Origin of the sequence: Mammaliicoccus lentus, assembly GCF_002902755.1 — a bacterium.
Classification (GTDB): Bacteria; Bacillota; Bacilli; order Staphylococcales; family Staphylococcaceae; genus Mammaliicoccus; species Mammaliicoccus lentus.
The window spans coordinates 1-20,193 of record NZ_PPRS01000042.1 but is presented as its reverse complement, the minus strand read 5'-3'; the positions used below and the strand labels follow the sequence as shown (position 1 = coordinate 20,193).

At 31.7% G+C, this 20,193-nt stretch carries 20 protein-coding genes and 1 riboswitch; of the genes, 14 read left to right on the top strand and 6 right to left on the bottom strand.

Annotated elements, in window-relative coordinates; all coding sequences use genetic code 11:
* Positions 1–405 precede the first annotated feature (405 nt).
* On the bottom strand, positions 406–936 hold the full coding sequence (locus CD135_RS10935; protein ID WP_103269473.1) for a histidine phosphatase family protein: 531 nt from the start codon (positions 934–936) through the stop codon (positions 406–408).
* A 107-nt stretch (positions 937–1,043) separates the two neighbouring features.
* Entirely contained in the window at positions 1,044–1,799 is a 756-nt protein-coding gene (locus tag CD135_RS10930; RefSeq protein ID WP_103269472.1) for a MerR family transcriptional regulator, read from the bottom strand.
* A gap of 153 nt (positions 1,800–1,952) precedes the next feature.
* On the opposite strand from CD135_RS10930, the gene CD135_RS10925 reads away from it, so the two are divergent.
* Positions 1,953–2,531 (top strand): GNAT family N-acetyltransferase, encoded by a 579-nt coding sequence (locus tag CD135_RS10925; RefSeq protein WP_017000591.1) that lies wholly within the window; start codon positions 1,953–1,955, stop codon positions 2,529–2,531.
* A gap of 68 nt (positions 2,532–2,599) precedes the next feature.
* Here CD135_RS10925 and CD135_RS10920 read toward each other — a convergent pair whose 3' ends face one another.
* Entirely contained in the window at positions 2,600–2,941 is a 342-nt protein-coding gene (locus CD135_RS10920; protein WP_017000590.1) for a hypothetical protein, read from the bottom strand.
* Positions 2,942–3,144: 203 nt separating this feature from the next.
* Between CD135_RS10920 and pepF the strand changes: the two genes are divergently transcribed.
* The gene (pepF, locus tag CD135_RS10915) at positions 3,145–4,941 is read left to right on the top strand and encodes an oligoendopeptidase F (RefSeq protein WP_103269471.1); all 1,797 of its coding nucleotides are present in this window, start codon (positions 3,145–3,147) and stop codon (positions 4,939–4,941) included.
* Between the two features lie 316 nt (positions 4,942–5,257).
* Here pepF and CD135_RS10910 read toward each other — a convergent pair whose 3' ends face one another.
* Entirely contained in the window at positions 5,258–6,163 is a 906-nt protein-coding gene (locus tag CD135_RS10910; protein WP_064205259.1) for a CvfB family protein, read from the bottom strand.
* A gap of 143 nt (positions 6,164–6,306) precedes the next feature.
* On the opposite strand from CD135_RS10910, the gene CD135_RS10905 reads away from it, so the two are divergent.
* The 9 genes from CD135_RS10905 to lysA all read left to right on the top strand — a co-directional run bounded on the left by CD135_RS10905 (position 6,307) and on the right by lysA (position 16,871).
* Positions 6,307–7,908: an ABC-F family ATP-binding cassette domain-containing protein gene (locus CD135_RS10905; RefSeq protein WP_103269470.1), complete on the top strand. Its 1,602-nt coding sequence runs from the start codon at positions 6,307–6,309 to the stop codon at positions 7,906–7,908.
* 430 nt (positions 7,909–8,338) lie between these two features.
* Positions 8,339–8,515, top strand: a riboswitch (Lysine riboswitch).
* 89 nt (positions 8,516–8,604) lie between these two features.
* Positions 8,605–9,807, top strand: a complete 1,203-nt coding sequence (locus CD135_RS10900; protein WP_016999773.1) for an aspartate kinase — start codon at positions 8,605–8,607, stop codon at positions 9,805–9,807.
* A gap of 20 nt (positions 9,808–9,827) precedes the next feature.
* The gene (locus CD135_RS10895) at positions 9,828–10,811 is read left to right on the top strand and encodes an aspartate-semialdehyde dehydrogenase (protein WP_016999774.1); all 984 of its coding nucleotides are present in this window, start codon (positions 9,828–9,830) and stop codon (positions 10,809–10,811) included.
* A 21-nt stretch (positions 10,812–10,832) separates the two neighbouring features.
* Positions 10,833–11,723: a 4-hydroxy-tetrahydrodipicolinate synthase gene (dapA, locus tag CD135_RS10890; protein WP_103269469.1), complete on the top strand. Its 891-nt coding sequence runs from the start codon at positions 10,833–10,835 to the stop codon at positions 11,721–11,723.
* Entirely contained in the window at positions 11,720–12,457 is a 738-nt protein-coding gene (dapB, locus tag CD135_RS10885; protein WP_016999776.1) for a 4-hydroxy-tetrahydrodipicolinate reductase, read from the top strand. The genes dapA and dapB overlap by 4 nt, the downstream gene beginning before the upstream one ends.
* 1 nt (position 12,458) lies before the next feature.
* Positions 12,459–13,178: a 2,3,4,5-tetrahydropyridine-2,6-dicarboxylate N-acetyltransferase gene (gene dapD, locus CD135_RS10880; RefSeq protein ID WP_064205142.1), complete on the top strand. Its 720-nt coding sequence runs from the start codon at positions 12,459–12,461 to the stop codon at positions 13,176–13,178.
* A gap of 209 nt (positions 13,179–13,387) precedes the next feature.
* Complete coding sequence (locus CD135_RS10875; protein ID WP_103269468.1) at positions 13,388–14,536, top strand: M20 metallopeptidase family protein; 1,149 nt, start codon at positions 13,388–13,390, stop codon at positions 14,534–14,536.
* Entirely contained in the window at positions 14,536–15,609 is a 1,074-nt protein-coding gene (alr, locus tag CD135_RS10870) for an alanine racemase (RefSeq protein ID WP_103269467.1), read from the top strand. Before CD135_RS10875 ends, alr begins: the two co-directional genes overlap by 1 nt.
* A complete protein-coding gene (lysA, locus tag CD135_RS10865) occupies positions 15,606–16,871 on the top strand; it encodes a diaminopimelate decarboxylase (RefSeq protein WP_016999780.1) in 1,266 nt (421 codons plus the stop codon). The genes alr and lysA overlap by 4 nt, the downstream gene beginning before the upstream one ends.
* 190 nt (positions 16,872–17,061) lie before the next feature.
* Here the strand turns inward: lysA and cspA are convergent, their stop codons facing one another.
* Positions 17,062–17,262: a cold shock protein CspA gene (cspA, locus tag CD135_RS10860; RefSeq protein ID WP_016912585.1), complete on the bottom strand. Its 201-nt coding sequence runs from the start codon at positions 17,260–17,262 to the stop codon at positions 17,062–17,064.
* 166 nt (positions 17,263–17,428) lie between these two features.
* The gene (locus CD135_RS10855; protein WP_064205146.1) at positions 17,429–17,731 is read right to left on the bottom strand and encodes a DUF1033 family protein; all 303 of its coding nucleotides are present in this window, start codon (positions 17,729–17,731) and stop codon (positions 17,429–17,431) included.
* Positions 17,732–17,877: 146 nt separating this feature from the next.
* On the opposite strand from CD135_RS10855, the gene CD135_RS10850 reads away from it, so the two are divergent.
* The 3 genes from CD135_RS10850 to CD135_RS10840 are packed head-to-tail and all read left to right on the top strand — an operon-like array spanning position 17,878 to position 20,071.
* The gene (locus CD135_RS10850; RefSeq protein ID WP_016999782.1) at positions 17,878–18,147 is read left to right on the top strand and encodes an acylphosphatase; all 270 of its coding nucleotides are present in this window, start codon (positions 17,878–17,880) and stop codon (positions 18,145–18,147) included.
* Positions 18,148–18,162: 15 nt separating this feature from the next.
* Complete coding sequence (locus tag CD135_RS10845) at positions 18,163–18,882, top strand: 5-bromo-4-chloroindolyl phosphate hydrolysis family protein (protein ID WP_103269466.1); 720 nt, start codon at positions 18,163–18,165, stop codon at positions 18,880–18,882.
* The gene (locus CD135_RS10840) at positions 18,869–20,071 is read left to right on the top strand and encodes a toxic anion resistance protein (RefSeq protein WP_103269465.1); all 1,203 of its coding nucleotides are present in this window, start codon (positions 18,869–18,871) and stop codon (positions 20,069–20,071) included. Before CD135_RS10845 ends, CD135_RS10840 begins: the two co-directional genes overlap by 14 nt.
* Positions 20,072–20,193: the final 122 nt, after the last annotated feature.

Genomic DNA, 20,193 nt, shown 5'->3' with positions numbered 1-20,193 from the left:
AATTAATCATAGTATGGATATTTACGTTGACATCATCAAAATTAAGCATAATATCTGATGTAAAAGCATCAAGTTTGTTTGCAGCGACAACATTTATCTAGGCGTGTTTGATTTCGGAATATTGATAGTTGGATATTTAATAGCAATCTTATTATATAAAACAAGCAGATTATCAGGAAAAGCATCAATAATTTGGAGTGTCGTAATGGTTGTAATTTCTATAATCATAAGTTAAATAATTGCATGAGTTAAATGAATGAGAATTGATAATATTAAGTATCGAGTTAAAACTATATAAAAACGCAATAAACACAGATATTCGTGTTAACTATATATTTTCTAGATATTAGTTTACATAATATATATTATAGGAAGTTGTGTGTATTTTGATTAGGGGACCCTTTTCTATTCGTTTAACGACATACTTATATGTTTAACGTTGTTATATTTATCTATGCTATATAAATCTGGATTTTTTAATGCTTTCCATTCTTCAAATCCAATCTCGTGATTAAAATGATTTAATAGCAATGTCATTATATTACCGTGTGTAACGATTAAGCTGTTATATGATTGATTAATGGATTCATATACGCTTAAAATTCTTTTTTGAGCTTCTGAACTTGATTCGCCATTATGTATACGATAATCAAAGTCTTTAAATGTGTATTTAAGCTCATTTAACCAATTATCTAATGATATGTCGCTTAATTGACGTTCATTGAGCCTTGAATCTGTAATAACATTTACTTGATATTTACTTATATATGGTTTGATTGTTTCATATGTACGCTTCATATTACTAATGTATATTTGATCAATATTAAGGTTTGCTAATACTTGTACTAATTGTTCTGCACAGAATTGGCCATCTTCAGTTAAATTTGCATGTTTATCTTGACCGATAGCTTTGCAATGTCTAAGTATGTATATCATTATGATTCTCCTTAAAATTTAATATTAAGCTACAATAACATAAACATAATATAAAACACCAATGAGTTTAAATCGTAATTATTCCGATTAAATCATTGGTGTTTCTCTTATTTATGATTTTCTACATATATATTAATAGCTTCATGCATAAATTGTGCTAATCCATCACCAAATCGGTTTATATTTTTAGTAAAACGTTCGTCAGCTACATACATTTCACCTAAACCTTTAAATATTTCTAATGAATACTCATAATTGATGTTATCATTTAAGAAATCATACCAATTTTGAATAAGTTGTTGTGCTTCTTTTGATGCTGGTGATTTTTCTTTATCATTAACTGAAGCTAGTTCTCTAAATATAGTGTTCATTTCATCTTCTTTTTCGAATCTTTCTTGCTTAGGCATATTTGCTAATTGTTCATTAGCTTTATCAACTGTCTTTTCGCCCCACTTTTCTTTAGCTTCTTGTTCATAAGGATTTTGACTAAAATCAAAACCTTCGAATCTTTCTTCTTTTGTCATATTAATCTCTCCTTTTAAATGTAGATTTGTTTTATCAATGGTTTCTATCATTTTGTCTATACGCAATCTTTTTTCTAAAAGCATTTCTTTGTGTAACCTTAATGCTTCTTTTGTATCGAATGATGGATCATTGAGAATTTCTTTTATTTTTTTGAGAGGAAAATCTAGTTCTTTAAAAAATAGAATTTGCTGTAATTTTTCGAGACTTTTATCGTTATATAACCTGTACCCAGCTTCAGTTGTATTATCTGGTTTTAATAAGTTTATTGAGTCGTAATGATGGAGCGTGCGCACGCTTATTCCTACTAAATCTGCAACTTCTTTTACAGTCATTTCCATTTCTCTGACCTCCTCCTACTTATTACTATAAAGTCTAACGTAACGTAAGGGTCAACAACAAATATTAAAAAATATTATTTTTGGTCATATAGATAATGTTATAGTTGATATACTATAGAAATAAGAAAAATTGAATCAGATAGGAGCATTATTATGAGTCACAACATAAAATTTGATTTAAAGCTAGAAACTGATCGTTTATTTTTACTAGCTGGAGAACGTGTTTATACATATAAAGATACTATTAAACAAGGCATGCTTAATTCAGTTGATCGCTTAAAAGAATGGGTTTCCTTTTTTAATCATAATTTTGACGATTTTAAAGTTACAGATTTTATTAATAAAACTACTGATATAAACTTAAATAAACAATTTTTAAGATATTTTATTTTCGATAAAGAAACTGAAACTTTCGTTGGATCAATCGTTTTACAAGATATTAATTTAAGATTACCCTCATGTGAAATTGGCTATTGGATGGTTAATTCTGGTTTAGGAAAAGGATTTGCTACCGAAGCTATAAAATATGTTACAAAATATTTAGTTGAAGAACATGGCTTTGTTAGAATTGAAGCTTATATAGATGTTCAAAACACTAAAAGTATAGAAACTATCGAGCGTTGTGGATATGAATTAGAAGGAACATTAAAGAATTCAGATTTAAGTTCAGATGGTAGTAAGCTAATAAATGAAGTATTATATGCTGTAGCTACACCAGTTTATTTTAAATAATAAAATAAAACATCGACTTGAAATGTAAATTCAGGTCGATGTTTTATTCTATATTATGTTGTTTATCATTATTTTTCTCGTCTTTTTAATTTTTCAAATTGATGCCCGCTATCTATACCTTCTTTTTCGCTTAACTTTTCTAGTCTTCTTTGTCTATTCTTTTTGACTAAATACCATGTTAAAAGACTGAAGCATAAACTAATAATGGCCATAAAGGCAGCGTAACCTAATAATGGTTCGTATGTAATATCATAAAAATTAGGTAAGATAAAAGCAATAATGCCTAATATTATAAATGTTAATATTGCGCTAATAACATATTTTTTTAATATTAATGAAGACAATATTGAGAAAACGACGACAATCACAAATGATATCCATAAGTAATTTGGGAAATCAAATATATTCAAACTATTACGCCTCCTTTACAACTATATCTAATATTATACCCGATTATTAATATATTAATTAAGTTTTGCAGTATTTTTATAAAAATAATTGAATTTAACAAATGTTTTATAACCTAGCAAATTTGTACTCTAAAATGATTAATATTATAATGAAAATGAGCAATTATGTGAACATTGCAAATATTTTAAAAAGGGATGAGACAATGGGACAAAAATTACGTAGTGAAATACCTATTAACGAAACATGGGACTTATCGAGTTTATACGAAAATAACAACGCTTTTTATTCAACGTTAACTGACTTAGTTCAAAGAGTGACTGATTTTAATGAAAAGTATCTCAATCAATTAAAGGATGTATCGACTATTGAATCAGCTTTACATGAACAAGCTGATCTTATTATTGATGTAATACATTTAAGTACATATGCAGAACTATTGTATTCTACTGATACGACTGACGCTGATAATCAAAAAGTAGCAGCACAATTTTCTACTACATACGGGAAGATTGCAGGTTTATTATCATTTTTAGAATCGGAAATCTTACAATTAGAAGAGGAAACATTTAATGCTTTAATTAAACAATCAGAATACCCTAAATATTTATCATTACTAAAACGACAAAAACCACATACGTTACATCCTGAAGTTGAAAAAACTTTAGCGACGTTCTCACCTACTTTTAGTGCACCGTTTGAATTGTATGGAATTACGAAAATGTTAGATATTGAGTTTGGTACGTTTGAAGCAAATAACGAAGAAATTGCATTAGATTATGTATCATTCGAAGGAGATTTTGAAGTTCACTCAAATACTGAAGTGAGAAGAAATGCGTTTAAGAAATTCAGCGAAGCATTGCGTCGCTATGAAAATACGACTGCTGCAACATACAACGCTCATGTTCAAAAAGAAAAAATAGAATCCGAACTTCGTGGATATGATTCTGTTATAGATTTCTTACTTGAACCTCAAGATGTTACGAGAGAAATGTACGATAGACAAATAGATGTGATTTCTGAAGAATTAGCACCACATATGAGACGTTATGCTAAATTGCTAAAGCGAACAAATAATTTAGATGAAATACGTTTTGAAGATTTAAGAATTCCGCTAGATCCAACTTATGAACCTGATGTATCGATTGAAGGATCAAAAGAATATATTAAAGACGCATTAAGTGTGCTTGGCGATGATTATATGCAAATGGTAAATGATAGTTATGACAAACGCTGGATTGATTTTCCTCAAAATAAAGGTAAACAAACAGGTGCTTATTGTGCGAGCCCATATGGCGTAAATCCATTTATATTCATTTCATGGACAAGTAAAATGACTGAAGTATTTGTATTAGCCCACGAATTAGGTCATGCTGGTCATTTTAATTTAGCGAATAAATATCAAAATGTATACCAAGCTGATTGTTCTATGTATTTTGTGGAAGCACCATCTACAATGAATGAAATGTTAATGGCAAATAGCTTATTAAAAAAATCAAATGATCCAAAATTCAAACGTTGGGTGATAAGTTCAATTATTTCAAGAACTTATTATCATAATATGGTTACGCACTTATTAGAAGCTAAGTACCAAAGAGAAGTTTATAGAAAAGTAGACGAAGGTGAAGCTTTAACTGCCCCACTGCTTAATGAAATTAAAAAGAAAGTTATTTCAGATTTTTGGGGTGACGAGGTCGAAATAACTGACGGTGCTGAATTAACTTGGATGCGCCAACCTCATTATTATATGGGATTATACCCATATACTTACTCTGCTGGATTAACAATTGGTACAGTAATGAGTCAAAGAATAGAAAATGAAGGACAACCTGCTGTTGATGATTGGTTAAATGTATTGAAATCAGGTGGTTCAAAATCTCCAGTTGAATTAGCAGAGTTAGCTGGAATTGATGTTACTACAGACGAGCCGTTAAAAGAAACAATAGCTTATATCGGTAGTTTGATTGACGAATTAGAAACATTAACAGATGAAATTGAATAATTAAATAAAGGTTCTTTTCGTCATGAATGGCGAAAAGAACCTTTATTGTTAGTGCTCTTAATGACTATTCTTATTAAACGTGTCAATAACGCTGGTCTTATTGACTATTCTTAGCAATCGTGTCAATATCGTTATCCTTGTTGACTATTCTTACCAAACGTGTCAATAACGCTACCCTTGTTGACTATTCTCATCAAACGTGTCAACAACGTTCGCTAATACAAATAATTTTCTTCAAAAAATAAAAGCCGTGTCCCAACTTTTGCGTTAGGTCACAGCTTGTATATGCTCAACTCATTTATAACAATATAAGAATTTATGCTTCGTCTTGTTTAACTTGAGCCCAGCCTTTTGTAGTAATCGCAATTTTACCTGTTTCAATAACGATAAGTTTTTGTTTATACAATCTACCTATTGCGCGTTTGAAACTTGCTTTACTCATATTAAATACTTCTTTGATTGCTTCTGGGTCAGATTTATCCCAGAAAGGTAGTTCTCCATCATATTCAACTAGTAAATCAAAAATAATTTGTCCGTCTTCATCAAGACGTTCATGTGCTAATGGTAAGAATGAACCATTTAACTCGCCATTTTCTTTAACGCCAATAATTCTAACGTCCATTTCTTCGCCTAACCTAGGTTCATGTCTACGTTCAGATTCATGTACGAATATTTTGTATCCATCTTCTGACAGTAAAAATGTTCCTACTCTTAACAGGCGGTATGGTCTAGCTGTAACATGTTGATGTAAAACTGTTTCTTCCGCAGCTTTATACATAGTATCAACAATTGTTTCAGTCGCTAATCTTGCGAACATTTGACTATTGCTATCTATTCTTAGCGTACAAAAAATCATGTCGCCATTTTGTGGCCAAAGTTCTTTAACTTTTGGAAGGTCTTCCCAAGGGATTAATACTTCTCTAGGTAGACCAACATCAACTGCTGCGCCATCTCTATCTACTCTTAAAACTTTTACCCAATCGTAACGGTCTTTTGTAATTGTTGGCATATTTTGTGTGGCAAATAATTCGCCAGAACGGCTTGGATATACAAAGAAACTATAATCTTCGCCTATTTCTAAATCGTCTTCATTATCTACTTCAGATGCATTCATTTTAATATGTTCGCTGTTAGGTCCAAGTAAATGGTACGTTGAACCTTCCAATCTATCCACTTTTAAAAAGTCTATTCGACCTACAAGTGTATCTTTTTCTTGTGCCATATCATTCTCCATTCTTATCTTATTAGTTTCTACATTATAACATGCATTTTGTTTCATGTAACGACAGTTCATTCTCTTGTCCTTTTTTGTTAGATATATGGTATAATTCATCGATAGAAGTATTAATGAAAAGGAGTCATTTAATGTTACAAGTCACTAATGTAAGTTTGCGATTTGGTGATCGTAAACTATTCGAAGATGTAAATATTAAGTTCACACCAGGCAACTGTTACGGACTTATTGGGGCTAATGGCGCTGGAAAATCAACATTTTTAAAAGTATTATCTGGAGAATTAGACTCACAATCAGGTAACGTTTCATTAGGTAAAGATGAACGTTTAGCTGTATTAAAGCAAGATCACTTTTCTCATGAAGATGAAAAAGTAATTGACGTGGTATTAAAAGGTCACGAAAAATTATGGAAAGTTATGAAAGAAAAAAATGACATTTACATGAAGCCAGACTTCTCTGATGAAGATGGTATGCGTGCTGCTGAACTTGAAGGCGAATTTGCTGAGATGAACGGTTGGAACGCTGAAGCGGATGCTTCTGTATTACTTTCAGGTTTAGGTATTAAAGACGACCTACATGATAAACAAATGTCTGAATTAGAAAATAACCAAAAAGTTAAAGTATTATTAGCTCAAAGTTTATTTGGTGAGCCAGATGTTCTATTACTGGACGAGCCTACAAACGGTTTAGATATTCAAGCAATCGCTTGGTTAGAAGAATTCTTAATAAACTTTGAAAATACAGTAATCGTTGTGTCTCATGATAGACACTTCTTAAACAACGTATGTACACACATCGCTGATTTAGATTACGGAAAAATTAAATTATTTGTTGGTAACTATGATTTCTGGTATCAATCAAGTCAACTAGCTGCACAAATGGCTCAAGATCAAAACAAGAAAAAAGAAGAACGCATTAAAGAATTACAAGACTTTATTGCTCGATTTAGTGCGAACGCATCTAAATCTAAACAAGCAACAAGTCGTAAGAAGATGTTAGATAAAATCGAGTTAGATGATATTCAACCTTCTTCAAGACGTTACCCATTTGTTAACTTTAATATTGGTCGTGAAATCGGTAACGACTTATTACAAGTTCAAGGTGTTTCAAAAACAATTGATGGTAATAAAGTTTTAAATAATGTTTCATTCACTATGAATCCTAATGATAAAGCTGTATTAATAGGAGAAAGTGAAATCGCTAAAACTACCCTACTTCGTATTTTAGCTGGTGAAATTGAACCAGATGAAGGTACAGTTAAATGGGGAGTTACAACTTCTCGTTCTTATTTACCTAAAGATAACTCAGAATTCTTCGATGGTGTAAATATGAACTTAGTTGATTGGTTAAGACAATATGCACCACCAGAAGAACAAACTGAAACATTCTTAAGAGGTTTCTTAGGACGTATGCTATTCAGTGGTGAAGAAGTTAAGAAAAAAGCAGACGTACTTTCAGGTGGAGAAAAAGTAAGATGTATGTTGAGTAAGATGATGTTATCAAATTCTAACGTACTATTATTAGACGAACCTACTAACCACTTAGACTTAGAAAGTATCACAGCTGTGAACGATGGTCTGAAGAACTTCAAAGGTTCATTAATCTTTACTTCATACGACTTTGAATTTATAAACACTATTGCTAATAGAGTTATTGATATTAAAGAAGATGGCGTAATTTCTAAAGAAATTAGCTATGAAGAATACCTAAGAGATCAAGGTGTATATAGCTAATTTATGCTGAACTTATATGAGCAGGCTGAGACATTTATATGTCCCAGCCTGTTTTTATTATATAAGCGAGAGTAGTTAATTGTTTATAATGAACAAGAAGAGGACGTGTCCCCTAACGAGCAAGAAATTTCAAACAAGCTCGTTAGCGCGATGTTCCCTACGATTTTGTAAAGTGCTGAAGCCTGAGGGAATATTATGAGTGAGAGACTACAGGCTCGAACCATACCCTAGTCAAGCATGCACGAACAAAATCGTAGATTATTTATTTTGAGTTATAATTTATCTCCCAACCCATTCTTTGTTTCTGCATTAATTTACCCATTTTATTCATTTTAAATTTGTTGAATTGTTGTGACTTTTTGAAATAATCTGTTTTCTCTCTTTACATAAATATTCTTTCTATGTATAATGAATGCATATCAATTGAATATGTTTTTGATGAGGCGCATCAATCATTAGTAACTCCCCTATAGGACTGCAATCTTCAAGGAGTGAAAGGGTGCGATGCCGAAACATAATATTTTTGCAGAACTATTATGTTGGACGTATAGGTTAACAGCTTATTGTCTGTCATTATCTTAATGATAAATGGAGTGCATCACTTGTATATATAAATTAAAACAAGTTCGGATGCCGAACTTGTTTTTTTATTTATATTACGGCGTTGACCTCCCGATTTTAATTGGAGGAATAATCTTGACACAAAGTGTATTGAAATTTGGCGGAACATCCGTAAGTGATTTTAACAAAATTAAAAATATAGCCTATATGTTAAAATCTCGCGTTGATAATGGCGAACAACTAGTAGTTGTTGTAAGTGCTATGGGCAAAACGACTGATACTTTAATGCAAAATATTGATACGTTAACATCGCAACCTAAAGATGAACATTTAGCAATGTTGCTAACTACAGGTGAACAACAAACAATATCTTACCTTTCAATGGTGTTGAATGATATAGGTGTTCAAACGAAGGCGATGACGGGGTATCAAGCTGGTATTAAAACAATTGGTCATCATTTAAAGAGTAAAATAGCTGAAATTGATGCTCCTAGGTTTGAAGAAGCTTTTAAAACAAACGATATTCTAGTAGTAGCTGGCTTCCAAGGTGTTAATGATGAAATGGAAATCACTACTTTAGGACGCGGTGGTTCAGATACAAGCGCTGTAGCAATAGCATCAAGTATAAATTCCACTTGTGAAATATACACTGATGTTGATGGTGTTTATGGAACAGATCCTAGAATTTATAAAGATGCAAAATTACTTTCTGAAGTTTCTTATGAAGAAATGATGGAAATGAGTGCTTTAGGAGCTGGTGTATTAGAATCAAGGAGTGTTGAAATAGCTAGAAATTACAACATACCTCTTTATTTAGGTAGAACATTATCAAACGTGAAAGGAACATGGATTATGCCACAAACAGAAATTTTAGAGAAAAAAGCAGTCACTGGAGTCGCGTTAGATACGCATATGATTCATGTAACATTAACGTATCCAATGCAAAACTTTAAATTACTGCAAAAAATGTTTGATTCTTTAGAACACGAGTCAATGAATGTAGATATGATTTCACAAATTGAAAATCAGAGAGGTCTACAATTGTCATTTACAATAAAAGATTCTGAAGTACAACAAATTGAAAGAATTATAGAAGATTTAATGCTAGATTACCCTCACCTTCGCTACATAATGAAAGAAAATTATGCAAAGCTATCCGTAATTGGAACTGGCATGAGAGACATGTCTGGTATTGCTTCTAAAGCATTCAGAACTTTAATTAGTAATGACATACCTTTTTATCAAACAACAACATCAGAAATTAGTATTTCTTATGTCGTTGATCGAGATTTAGGTGAAGAAGCAGTACGTATTTTGTGTGAAACATTTAATATATAATGAATGATGGAGTGAACAAAATGACAAAATTAGCAGTTGTAGGTGCAACAGGTTTAGTAGGAGAAAAAGTATTAGAAGTATTAGACAGAAAGAATATCCAATTTGATGAATTAGTATTATTTTCATCACCACGTTCAGCAGGTAAAGAAGTAGAATTCCAAGGTAAAACATACACTGTTGAAGCTTTAACAGACGATAAAACAGATGGACAATTTGATTATGTCATCATGAGTGCTGGTGGCAGCACGAGTGAACATTTCGCTCCACTTTTTGAAGAGAATGGCGCAATTGTTATAGATAATTCTAGTCACTGGAGAATGCACGAAGGTATCGATTTAATCGTTCCTGAAGTAAACGAACCAAAATTAAATCGAAAAATTATTGCAAATCCAAACTGTTCTACAATTCAATCTGTAGTTCCTTTGAAACCTTTACAAGATAAGTTCGGCCTTAAGCGTGTAGCTTATACTACTTATCAAGCTGTATCAGGTTCAGGTTTAGCTGGTAAAGAAGACTTATTAAAAGGAGAACAAGGTGAAGAACCAACTAACTACCCTCACCCAATCTATAATAACGTCTTACCACATATCGATTCATTTTTAGAAGATGGTTATACAAAAGAAGAACAAAAAATGATCGACGAAACACGTAAAATCTTAAACGATAACACTTTAAATGTTACAGCAACTTGTGTTCGTGTTCCTGTACAAGACAGCCACAGCGTTCATATGAACGTAACATTAGATAAAGAAGCTACAGTTGAAGATATTAAAAAATTATTCGATGAAGATGACAGAGTTGTACTCGTTGATAATGTAGAAAATAATGAATATCCATTAGCAATTCATTCTACGGGTAAAGATGAAGTATTCGTAGGAAGAATTAGAAAGGATGAATCATTAGATAACACATTCCATATTTGGTGTACTTCTGATAATTTATTAAAAGGCGCAAGTTTAAATGCAGTACAAGTTTTAGAACAAGTTATGAATTTAAATAAATAAAAAAATTGAGGAGTGTTAAGTATGTCACATATATTTACAGGTGTAGGTGTTGCGTTAACGACACCATTCACAGATGAGAATGTAGACTACGAAGCATTTGAAAACCATATAGAATTTTTAATTGAAAACGGTGTACAAAGTATCGTGATTAACGGTACTACTGCAGAAAATCCAACTTTAACAAACGATGAAAAAAATCAATTATTAGAAATAGGTATAAAAAAAGTAAATGGTCGTGTTCCAGTTATAGCAGGTACAGGTACTAACAACACACAAGCTTCTATTGAAGCATCATTGAAAGCAAAAGAATTAGGTGCAGATGCAATTATGCTTATCACACCATATTATAATAAAACAAGCCAACGTGGTTTAATCGCCCACTTTACTAAAATTGCAAACACAGTTGAATTACCAGTAGTTCTATATAATGTACCTTCTAGAACAAATATGACAATTGACGTAGAAACAATGATTAAATTAAGTGAAAATCCGTATATTGTAGCATTAAAAGATGCTACTGGAGATTTAGAATATGCACAAACATTAAAAGAGAAATTACCTTCTGATTTTGCTTTATACAGTGGTAATGACGATAATATGTATGACTATTACAAGCTTGGTGGAGAAGGATTAATTTCAGTTGTGGCAAATGCAATACCACAAGAAACTCAAAAATTATTCGACCTTGTTCAAAAAGATGATACGAAAACTGCTGAAAACTTAAGAGATCAAATTCTAAGTTTACTTAATGATTTAGGTGTAGATGTTAACCCTATTCCTATTAAGTTATTAACAAGTGAACTAGGTTTTGGTCAGTATGAAGTAAGGTTACCTTTAGTAACATTAAATGAACAAGAACAACAAACATTAAGCAAAGCATTTGCTAACTTTAAAGATGGTGTAAAACAATGAAAATTTTATTAATTGGTTATGGCGCAATGAACGAACGTGTAGCAAGACTAGCAGAAGAAAATAATAATGAAATTGTAGGCGTGGTTGTTAAAGATCCTTCTAAACAATATCCCTACCCTGCCTTTGATACAATTTCATCGGCACCTGAAGCGGATGTAGCAATCGATTTTTCTAACCCAGAATTATTAATTCCGCTATTAGAAGAAGACTTTAAACTACCATTAGTTATTGCGACTACAGGTGAAAAAGAAATAATCATTGAAAAGTTAAAAGAAAAATCTAAAGATATGCCGGTATTCTTCAGTGCAAACATGAGTTATGGCGTGCATATTCTAAAAGAAATTATTCAATATGCTGTACCATTACTTGAAGACTTTGATATTGAGATGTTGGAAAAACATCATAATAAAAAAGTAGATGCACCAAGTGGTACGTTAGTACAACTATATGATGCTATTAAAGAAAAGCGTGAAGAAACTGTTCCGGTTTACAATAGACATGAAACTAACACGAAGCGTGAACCTTCTGAAATTGGAATTAGTTCTCAACGTGGTGGTACAATAGTTGGAGAGCACCAAGTATTGTTTGCAGGACATGATGAAACGATTGAAATTACGCATCGTGCACAGTCTAAGGATATATTTGCCAACGGTGCTCTAAGTGTGGCAAATATATTAGTAAATAAAGAAAACGGATATTACACATACAATAATTTAAATGAGGAGAGAATTTAACATGGTTAAAGATTTTACTGCAGAAGAGATTATACAATATATTAGTGAGGCTGAGAAGGTAACACCTTTAAAAGTCTACGTTAATGGTCAATTTGAAAATGTTGAGTTCCCTGAGTCATTTAAAGTTTTTGGTTCAGAAACATCTAAAACAATTTTCTGTGATGCTAAAGATTGGAAAGCATTTAATGAAAAATATGCAGATCAATTTACAGATGTCGAAATAGAAATGGATCGTCGCAATTCAGCGATACCATTAAAAGATTTAACAAATACAAACGCTCGTATTGAGCCTGGTGCTTTCATTAGAGAACATGCAGTTATTGAAGATGGCGCTGTTGTAATGATGGGCGCTACAATTAACATTGGCGCTGTAGTTGGCGAAGGTACAATGGTTGATATGAACGCTTCACTTGGAGGTCGTGCTACTACAGGTAAAAATGTGCACGTTGGCGCAGGTGCAGTATTAGCGGGCGTTATTGAGCCACCTAGTGCTTCTCCAGTAGTTGTTGAAGACGATGTACTAATCGGAGCTAATGCAGTAATACTTGAAGGTGTTCGCATTGGTAAAGGTGCTATCGTTGCTGCTGGTGCAATTGTAACGAAAGATGTTCCAGAAGGAGCAGTTGTTGCTGGTACCCCTGCTAAAGTTATTAAACAATCAGCAGATGTACAAGATGGTAAAAAAGAAATCGTATCTGCTTTACGTAACTTAAACCAATAACTCATCATATAAAAGATTAGGCTGAGACATAAATAAATGCCTCAGCCTAAATTATTAGATTGGCAATATATATCTAGTTTGAAATAGATTATATTAAAATTTTCAATGCTATTTATATTTGCTTGGGTGGGACAATGAAATCTTATTAAAAAAATTGGAATGATGTCCCACTCTCTTTCTATACATACTATAAAGGGACTGATTTTTAAATGTCTGAATTAAATTTTGTTAAAGAAACAAGAAGATATTTGCATCAACATCCAGAATTAAGCATGCAAGAATTTGAAACAACAACATATATTGAAAATTTTCTTAAATCATTGGAAATACCATATGAACGCCCTATTACTACAGGGATTATTGGTTATTTAGAAGGCAATTCAAATAGGACAATTGCTTATAGAGCAGATATTGATGCCTTACCTATTCATGAAGAAAATGAAGTACCTTATAAAAGTAAAAATGACAATGTGATGCATGCTTGTGGACACGATGGTCATACGACAGCGCTAATGTTATTTACAAAAAGGTGTAAAGCATTATACGACAAAGGCGAATTACCACATAACGTTGTATTCATTTTTCAACCTTCAGAAGAAACGGAAGCGGGCGCAAATCAACTTATAAAATCTAAAGTATTTGATCAATTTCAAATAGAAGAAATTTATGGCGTACATATCATGCCTTTTGAAGATTTAGGTACAGTAGCATTTAAAAATGATGAAATAACTGCAAGTGCTACAGAGTATCGTTTCTATTTAAATGGCTTATCTAGTCATGTAGCGAGTAAAGAAGAAGGAAAAGCTGCATCAGAAGCATTAATGCATGTATTAAGCCAAGTGAGTCAAATTCAACAATTTCATTTAAATGGTCTTAATAGAAACATTGTACACATAGGTCAATTTAATGTTGGAGAAGCAATTAACACGGTCCCACAAAATGGCTATTTAGAAGGTACAATTCGAACTTATGATGTACAAGATTTAGAAACCGTGAAACAACAAATGATAAAAATTGCTCAAAGTGTTGAATTGTTATTTGATGTTGAATGTCGTGTTGATTTTGCTGAGGGATACCCACCTACTACAAATGATTCGACACTATACGAAAATGTAAAGTCAGCATTAAATACAACTGGTGTCGAATTACATGAACTAGAAAAACCATATTTATTCGGCGAAGATTTTAGTTTCTATGGACAATTGGCGCCAAGTTATTTTGTATTTTTCGGAACTAAAAATATTGAAAAAGACTTTGTGTATGGTCTACATACAAACAAATTAAATTTTGATGAAGAAGTGCTTATTTTAATAGCTGATTATTATATGGCATTGTTAAATCAAGGAAGGGATAAATAATGGTTGCACGTATCACAATATATGAACAAGACTTTATAAATAACGCTAAACAGTTTACAGATGGACAAGAAGTTATGGCTGTTGTGAAAAATGATGCTTATCATTTTGGTTTAGAATTTGCAGTGCAATCATTTATCGCTGCTGGTATACAGACATTTAGTACGACATCTTTACATGAAGCTGTGAGAATTAGAAATTTAAACAGTGATGTAAATATCTTTTTAATGAATCCATCTACAGAGTTTGAAACTTTAAAACAATATAATATCGCAATGACTTTACCCTCTTTAGAATTTTATTATGAATTTAAAGACGATTTAAGTGGTATTAAGTTACATTTAGAATTAGAAAACTTGCTACACCGTTCAGGATTGAAAAATGCTCAAGAAATGCAAGAAGTATTAAAATTCAATACTAACCTACCCCATGATGAACAAGCTAAAATAGAAGGAATATGGACGCATTTCGGATACGCAGATGAATTTGGTGGAGATGAGTATGAAATAGAACGAGCAGCTTGGTTAAGTTGTTTAGACGAAATCTTAAGTTTAGGTTATACGTTTAAATTTATTCATGCTCAGAATAGTGCGAGTTTTGTAAGAGAAGATGGCTTGCTTGATCAACATACACATGCGCGATTAGGTATTATTCTATATGGTTCAAGACCTTATAGTAGTCTCGCTACTTCAACTACTCATCAAAATTTTACTGTTACTGCGAATGTGATTCAAGTACGCCCTATTAAACAAGGCGAAACTTGTGGTTATAGTTTCCAATATACAGCAGATAAAGATTGTAACCTTGCAGTAGTTGATATCGGTTATGGAGACGGTATACTTAAAACACGTGCTAAACATGATGCGCTAATCAATGGTAAAAGGTATCCTATACGTGGATTAATGATGAGTCATATGTTTGTAGAAGTGGATGAATCAGTAAAACGTGGAGATATGGTAACAATGTATAGCAATGACATAAGAATAGACGAATTTACATTTAAAGGTGTAGGTGCTAATTCAGAACAAATTAGTGCACTAAACCATCATTCATTAATAAAGGAGATTAAATCATGACTGTTAAATATAATGATCAAGGCGTATTAACGATGGGGAATATCTCATTAAAGACAATTGCAGCTAGTTATGGTACCCCTACTATTGTTTATGATGAAGAACAAATCAGATCACAGTGTAGAAGATTTCATGAAGCATTTAGTAACAGTGGTCTAAAATATAATATTTCATACGCATCTAAAGCCTTTAGTAGCATTCAATTATTTAAACTAATGGCAGAGGAAAATATGGGCTTAGACGTAGTATCTGAAGGAGAACTATTTACAGCTTTAGCGAGTGATTTTGATCCGAGTAAAATACACTTTCACGGTAACAACAAGACGAATGATGAAATAGAATATGCAATTGAAAGTGGCGTTGAGTATTTCGTTATTGATTCATTAGATGAAATTACACGTATTAACCGAATTGCATCTAAACCAATCAAAGCAGTTTTAAGAGTTAATCCAGGTGTTGAAGCACATACACATGAATTTATACAAACAGGACAAGAAGATAGTAAGTTTGGATTATCGATAAAACATGGTACTGCTTTAGAAGGTGTACGAGCACTACAAGCATCAGACAAAATAGACTTTAAAGGTATCCACTTCCATATTGGGTCACAAATTTTTGAAGCGGATGGTACGATTAATACGATACAAATTGTATTTGAATGGTTAAAAGAAAATAATATCGATATTGAAATTCTCAATTTGGGTGGCGGTTTCAGTATTAAATATACAAACGAAGATAAGAGCTATCCAATTGAAGAAAGTATTAAGCGCATTACTGATGCTATTAAAGAAAATAGTGAAAAATATAGCATGGATATACCTGAGATATCTATAGAGCCAGGACGCTCTATCGTAGGAGAAGCGGGTGTAACTTTATATAGAGTTGGCACTATTAAAGAAATACCTAATGTTAATACTTACGTTTCAATTGATGGTGGTATGAGTGATCATATTAGAACAGCTTTATATAATGCGAAATATGAGGCACTATTAGTAGATAGACAAGAAGATGATTTACAAGAAGTAACAATAGCAGGTAAATTATGTGAATCAGGTGATTTAATCGGTAAAGATATGAAATTACCTAAATCAACAAAAATTGGTGATTATATAGCTGTATTATCGACAGGAGCGTATCACTACTCTATGAGTTCTAACTATAACCAAATGCCAAAACCGGCAGTGTTATTTGTCAGAGATGGAAAAGCAAGAGAAGTTATTAAGAGGCAAACATTAAAACAACTCATTTTGAACGATGTGAAATAAATAATTATTTATTTTTTTGAATAAAAAAGCGCTACCCAATCAGATAGAAATCTGCGGGTAGCGCTTTTAAATAATTAAAGATATCGTTATATAAACTTAAACTTTATTATTATTTAATAGTATTATAGTTTTGCAGAAAGAAACCCTAACATTGTTAGGGTTTCTTTCTAGTCTTTCAAATTCATATATTTTATAGTTTTACAACGTTTGCAGCTTGTGGGCCGCGGTCGCCTTCAACTACTTCGAATTCTACTGCTTGACCTTCTTCTAAAGATTTGTAACCTTCTTGGTTAATTGCTGAGAAATGTACGAATACGTCATTTTCTCCTTCGATTTCGATAAAACCAAATCCTTTTTCTGCATTAAACCATTTTACTGTACCTTGTTTCATAATTGAGAAACCTCCAAGACTAAAATTCAATATGCGATATTCGCATATTACAAAAAACACCAAATATATAATGTCATTTGCAATATGGAATAACGATATTGCTATTACTTATTATACGTCACTAAATATTCAAATGCAATACCAATTCAGATATTTTCAGAATTTATTAATTTGGTAAAGGTGTATAAATAGAATTGTCATTTAATATAAGAATACTATAAAAAATTTGTAAATCTTCTTCACAATCTTCACAAAAAGCAATATCGCAATTATTATAAAAAGCATGAATATTATATTTACCAACTATCTCATTTGCATATTTTTCTTGGTACGATTTCAGTAAGTCATTATAAGTTATTAGCATCTCATCAAAATCATTGCAAATGATTTCATGAATAATATGATCTGTCCAATCATCGAATAGCCACCAGCCCTCATAATCTGCCCGCATAGTAACAACTTTCCACATTTATAACGCCCCTATTCAGAATATTACCTTAAAACAAATTTAAATCTATTTGAAGATGAAATCAAGAAAAGCGCTTAGTATTTATGTTTCTAATTATTAGTTTTTTTGTAAGAAACCCTTTATAATGGATATATGAGGTGATTAATATGAACGGAAAACACATTAAAGTTTATGGACGCGTACAAGGCGTTGGTTTTAGATTTTTCACAGCACAACTGGCTAAGAAATATAATATAGTTGGCTCAGTTGAAAATGTTAACGATTATGTTGAAGTTTATGCTAGCGGGAAAACAGATGACTTAGAAAGTTTTACTAAAGGAGTAATTGAAGGCGTTGCACCTGCTTCTCAAGTAGATGATTACAACATAGAAGATGTAACATTAGATGAAAATACAAAGCATTTCAAAACGTTATAATTTAGGAAGATGAAAATGAAATATAATTTATCGTATATATTAGGTGCACTATTAGCTGTACCAATATCGTCTGTTGTTTTTTTATTTAGTGTATTTCAATTGGATTTACATTTCATGTTAGATACTGGTATGTTTATCGGATCATATATATTGAGTTTTATTCCTATTCAATGGTATAGCTCTAGACGTTTTTTAAAGGAAATGGGATTAACTCGTAGAGAATATCATTTCATTAGAAAACAATTAAATGATGCGAGCCCAAAACTTAAACGGTTATATAAAAATTATATGCGTGTACGTTCATATAATGAATTTAAAAATTTAAATGAAGTTGCTAAATTAACAAGAACAATTTACAACACTGTTAAACAATCTCCAGAAAAGTTTTATACAGTCGAAAGCTTTTTCTATTCGCATTTAGATAATACAGTTAATTTAATTGATAACTACACTCTATTACAACGCATGCCGAATAAAACTAAAGAAGAAAAAGCTAAATTGAAACAAACTAAACTTACGATTGATGAGAATAAAAGGACTTTAGTTGCTGATTTAAAGCAGTTGAATGTATCGAATTATAATCAATTGGATATTGAGATGGAATTAGCTGACATGGCTAAAAACAGAAAAGATTTTACTAAAGAAATACCTGAAACAACTAAAGAAAAAGTAAATTTGAAGACTAATCAAGAAAAATACGAATATGAAACGGAGCGTAATTATGACAGAAACTAATAAAAATTTATTTGATGACTTAATTGATGATCCGTTTAAGGATTCATCGAATGAAATTGCACCACAGGAAGCTCAAGAAAATGAGCAATCTGGTCAATCAGATGTAACTTCAACTTATGAAAAGAATTTCTCAGATGAAGATCAACAAAAAATAAACGAAATAGCTAAACAGATTAAACCATTAGATAATGATGGTCTGTTACTGTATGGTCAACAAGCTCAAAACAAATTATCACAGTTTTCTCATCAAATGCTCAACCAAGTTCAATCTAAAGATGTCGGGCCAATCGGTTCTTCACTTAGAAACTTGATGAACAAATTAAAAGAAGTAAATCCTGATGAATTACAAAAACAAAATCAATCGCGTTTAAAACGTATTTTTAAGCGTGCTGAGCGCTCAGTTAATGAAGTGTTTAGCAAATACCAATCAGTTGGTGCGCAAGTCGACCGCATATCTGTAGAGCTGCAAAAATCACAAAATATGCTGATGAAAGATGTTGGTCTATTAGATCAATTGTATGAAGAAAATAAAGCGTATTTTGATGCTTTAAATATTTATATCGCAGCAGCTGAACAAAAGCGTGATGAACTTAAACAAAATGATTTAGTGGAGCTTGAGAAAAAAGTTAAAGCATCTAATAACCAAATGGATGTACAAGATTTGGCTGATTTACAACAATATATAAACAGATTAGAAAAGCGAATCTATGATTTACAATTATCTCGCCAAATTACTTTACAATCAGCACCACAAATTAGAATGATACAAAATATTAACCAAACATTGGCTGAAAAGATTCAAAGCTCGATTTTAACGAGTATTCCATTATGGAAGAACCAAATGGCTATCGCGTTAACTTTATTGAGGCAACAAGGTGCTTCAGAAGCACAGAAGAAAGTTACAGATACGACAAATGAACTGTTGCTTAAAAACTCAGAAATGTTGAAACAAAATGCGATAAGAACAGCAGAAGAAAATGAACGTGGTATTGTTGATATTGAGACACTTAAGACGACACAAACAAATATCGTGGATACAATTCAAGAAACATTAAGAATACAAGAAGACGGTACACGTAAACGTCAACAAGCTGAACAAGAACTACAATCTTTAGAACAAGATTTAAAAACTAAACTATTACAACTTAAAGATGAACAACAACAACTTAGAAATACATTTAAATCATAAATAAAAAGCACTATCCCCTATTTTAATGATATGCTCCCTGTTAAGTAAACACTTAAATAGTGAAAACTTAGCAGGGAGTTTTATTATGACTAGAAATATTAAAATAGATATCAATACTTTAT

Bases quoted from the DNA above. Each gene is read 5' to 3' on its own strand.
- dapB (WP_016999776.1), top strand. From the start codon at position 11,720: ATGAAAATTTTATTAATTGGTTATGGCGCAATGAACGAACGTGTAGCA.
- CD135_RS10895 (WP_016999774.1), top strand. From the start codon at position 9,828: ATGACAAAATTAGCAGTTGTAGGTGCAACAGGTTTAGTAGGAGAAAAA.
- CD135_RS10910 (WP_064205259.1), bottom strand. From the start codon at position 6,163: ATGGCACAAGAAAAAGATACACTTGTAGGTCGAATAGACTTTTTAAAA.
- CD135_RS10850 (WP_016999782.1), top strand. From the start codon at position 17,878: ATGAACGGAAAACACATTAAAGTTTATGGACGCGTACAAGGCGTTGGT.
- CD135_RS10905 (WP_103269470.1), top strand. From the start codon at position 6,307: ATGTTACAAGTCACTAATGTAAGTTTGCGATTTGGTGATCGTAAACTA.
- pepF (WP_103269471.1), top strand. From the start codon at position 3,145: ATGGGACAAAAATTACGTAGTGAAATACCTATTAACGAAACATGGGAC.
- CD135_RS10855 (WP_064205146.1), bottom strand. From the start codon at position 17,731: ATGTGGAAAGTTGTTACTATGCGGGCAGATTATGAGGGCTGGTGGCTA.
- cspA (WP_016912585.1), bottom strand. From the start codon at position 17,262: ATGAAACAAGGTACAGTAAAATGGTTTAATGCAGAAAAAGGATTTGGT.
- CD135_RS10845 (WP_103269466.1), top strand. From the start codon at position 18,163: ATGAAATATAATTTATCGTATATATTAGGTGCACTATTAGCTGTACCA.
- alr (WP_103269467.1), top strand. From the start codon at position 14,536: ATGGTTGCACGTATCACAATATATGAACAAGACTTTATAAATAACGCT.
- CD135_RS10840 (WP_103269465.1), top strand. From the start codon at position 18,869: ATGACAGAAACTAATAAAAATTTATTTGATGACTTAATTGATGATCCG.
- lysA (WP_016999780.1), top strand. From the start codon at position 15,606: ATGACTGTTAAATATAATGATCAAGGCGTATTAACGATGGGGAATATC.
- dapD (WP_064205142.1), top strand. From the start codon at position 12,459: ATGGTTAAAGATTTTACTGCAGAAGAGATTATACAATATATTAGTGAG.
- CD135_RS10875 (WP_103269468.1), top strand. From the start codon at position 13,388: ATGTCTGAATTAAATTTTGTTAAAGAAACAAGAAGATATTTGCATCAA.
- dapA (WP_103269469.1), top strand. From the start codon at position 10,833: ATGTCACATATATTTACAGGTGTAGGTGTTGCGTTAACGACACCATTC.
- CD135_RS10935 (WP_103269473.1), bottom strand. From the start codon at position 936: ATGATATACATACTTAGACATTGCAAAGCTATCGGTCAAGATAAACAT.
- CD135_RS10925 (WP_017000591.1), top strand. From the start codon at position 1,953: ATGAGTCACAACATAAAATTTGATTTAAAGCTAGAAACTGATCGTTTA.
- CD135_RS10930 (WP_103269472.1), bottom strand. From the start codon at position 1,799: ATGGAAATGACTGTAAAAGAAGTTGCAGATTTAGTAGGAATAAGCGTG.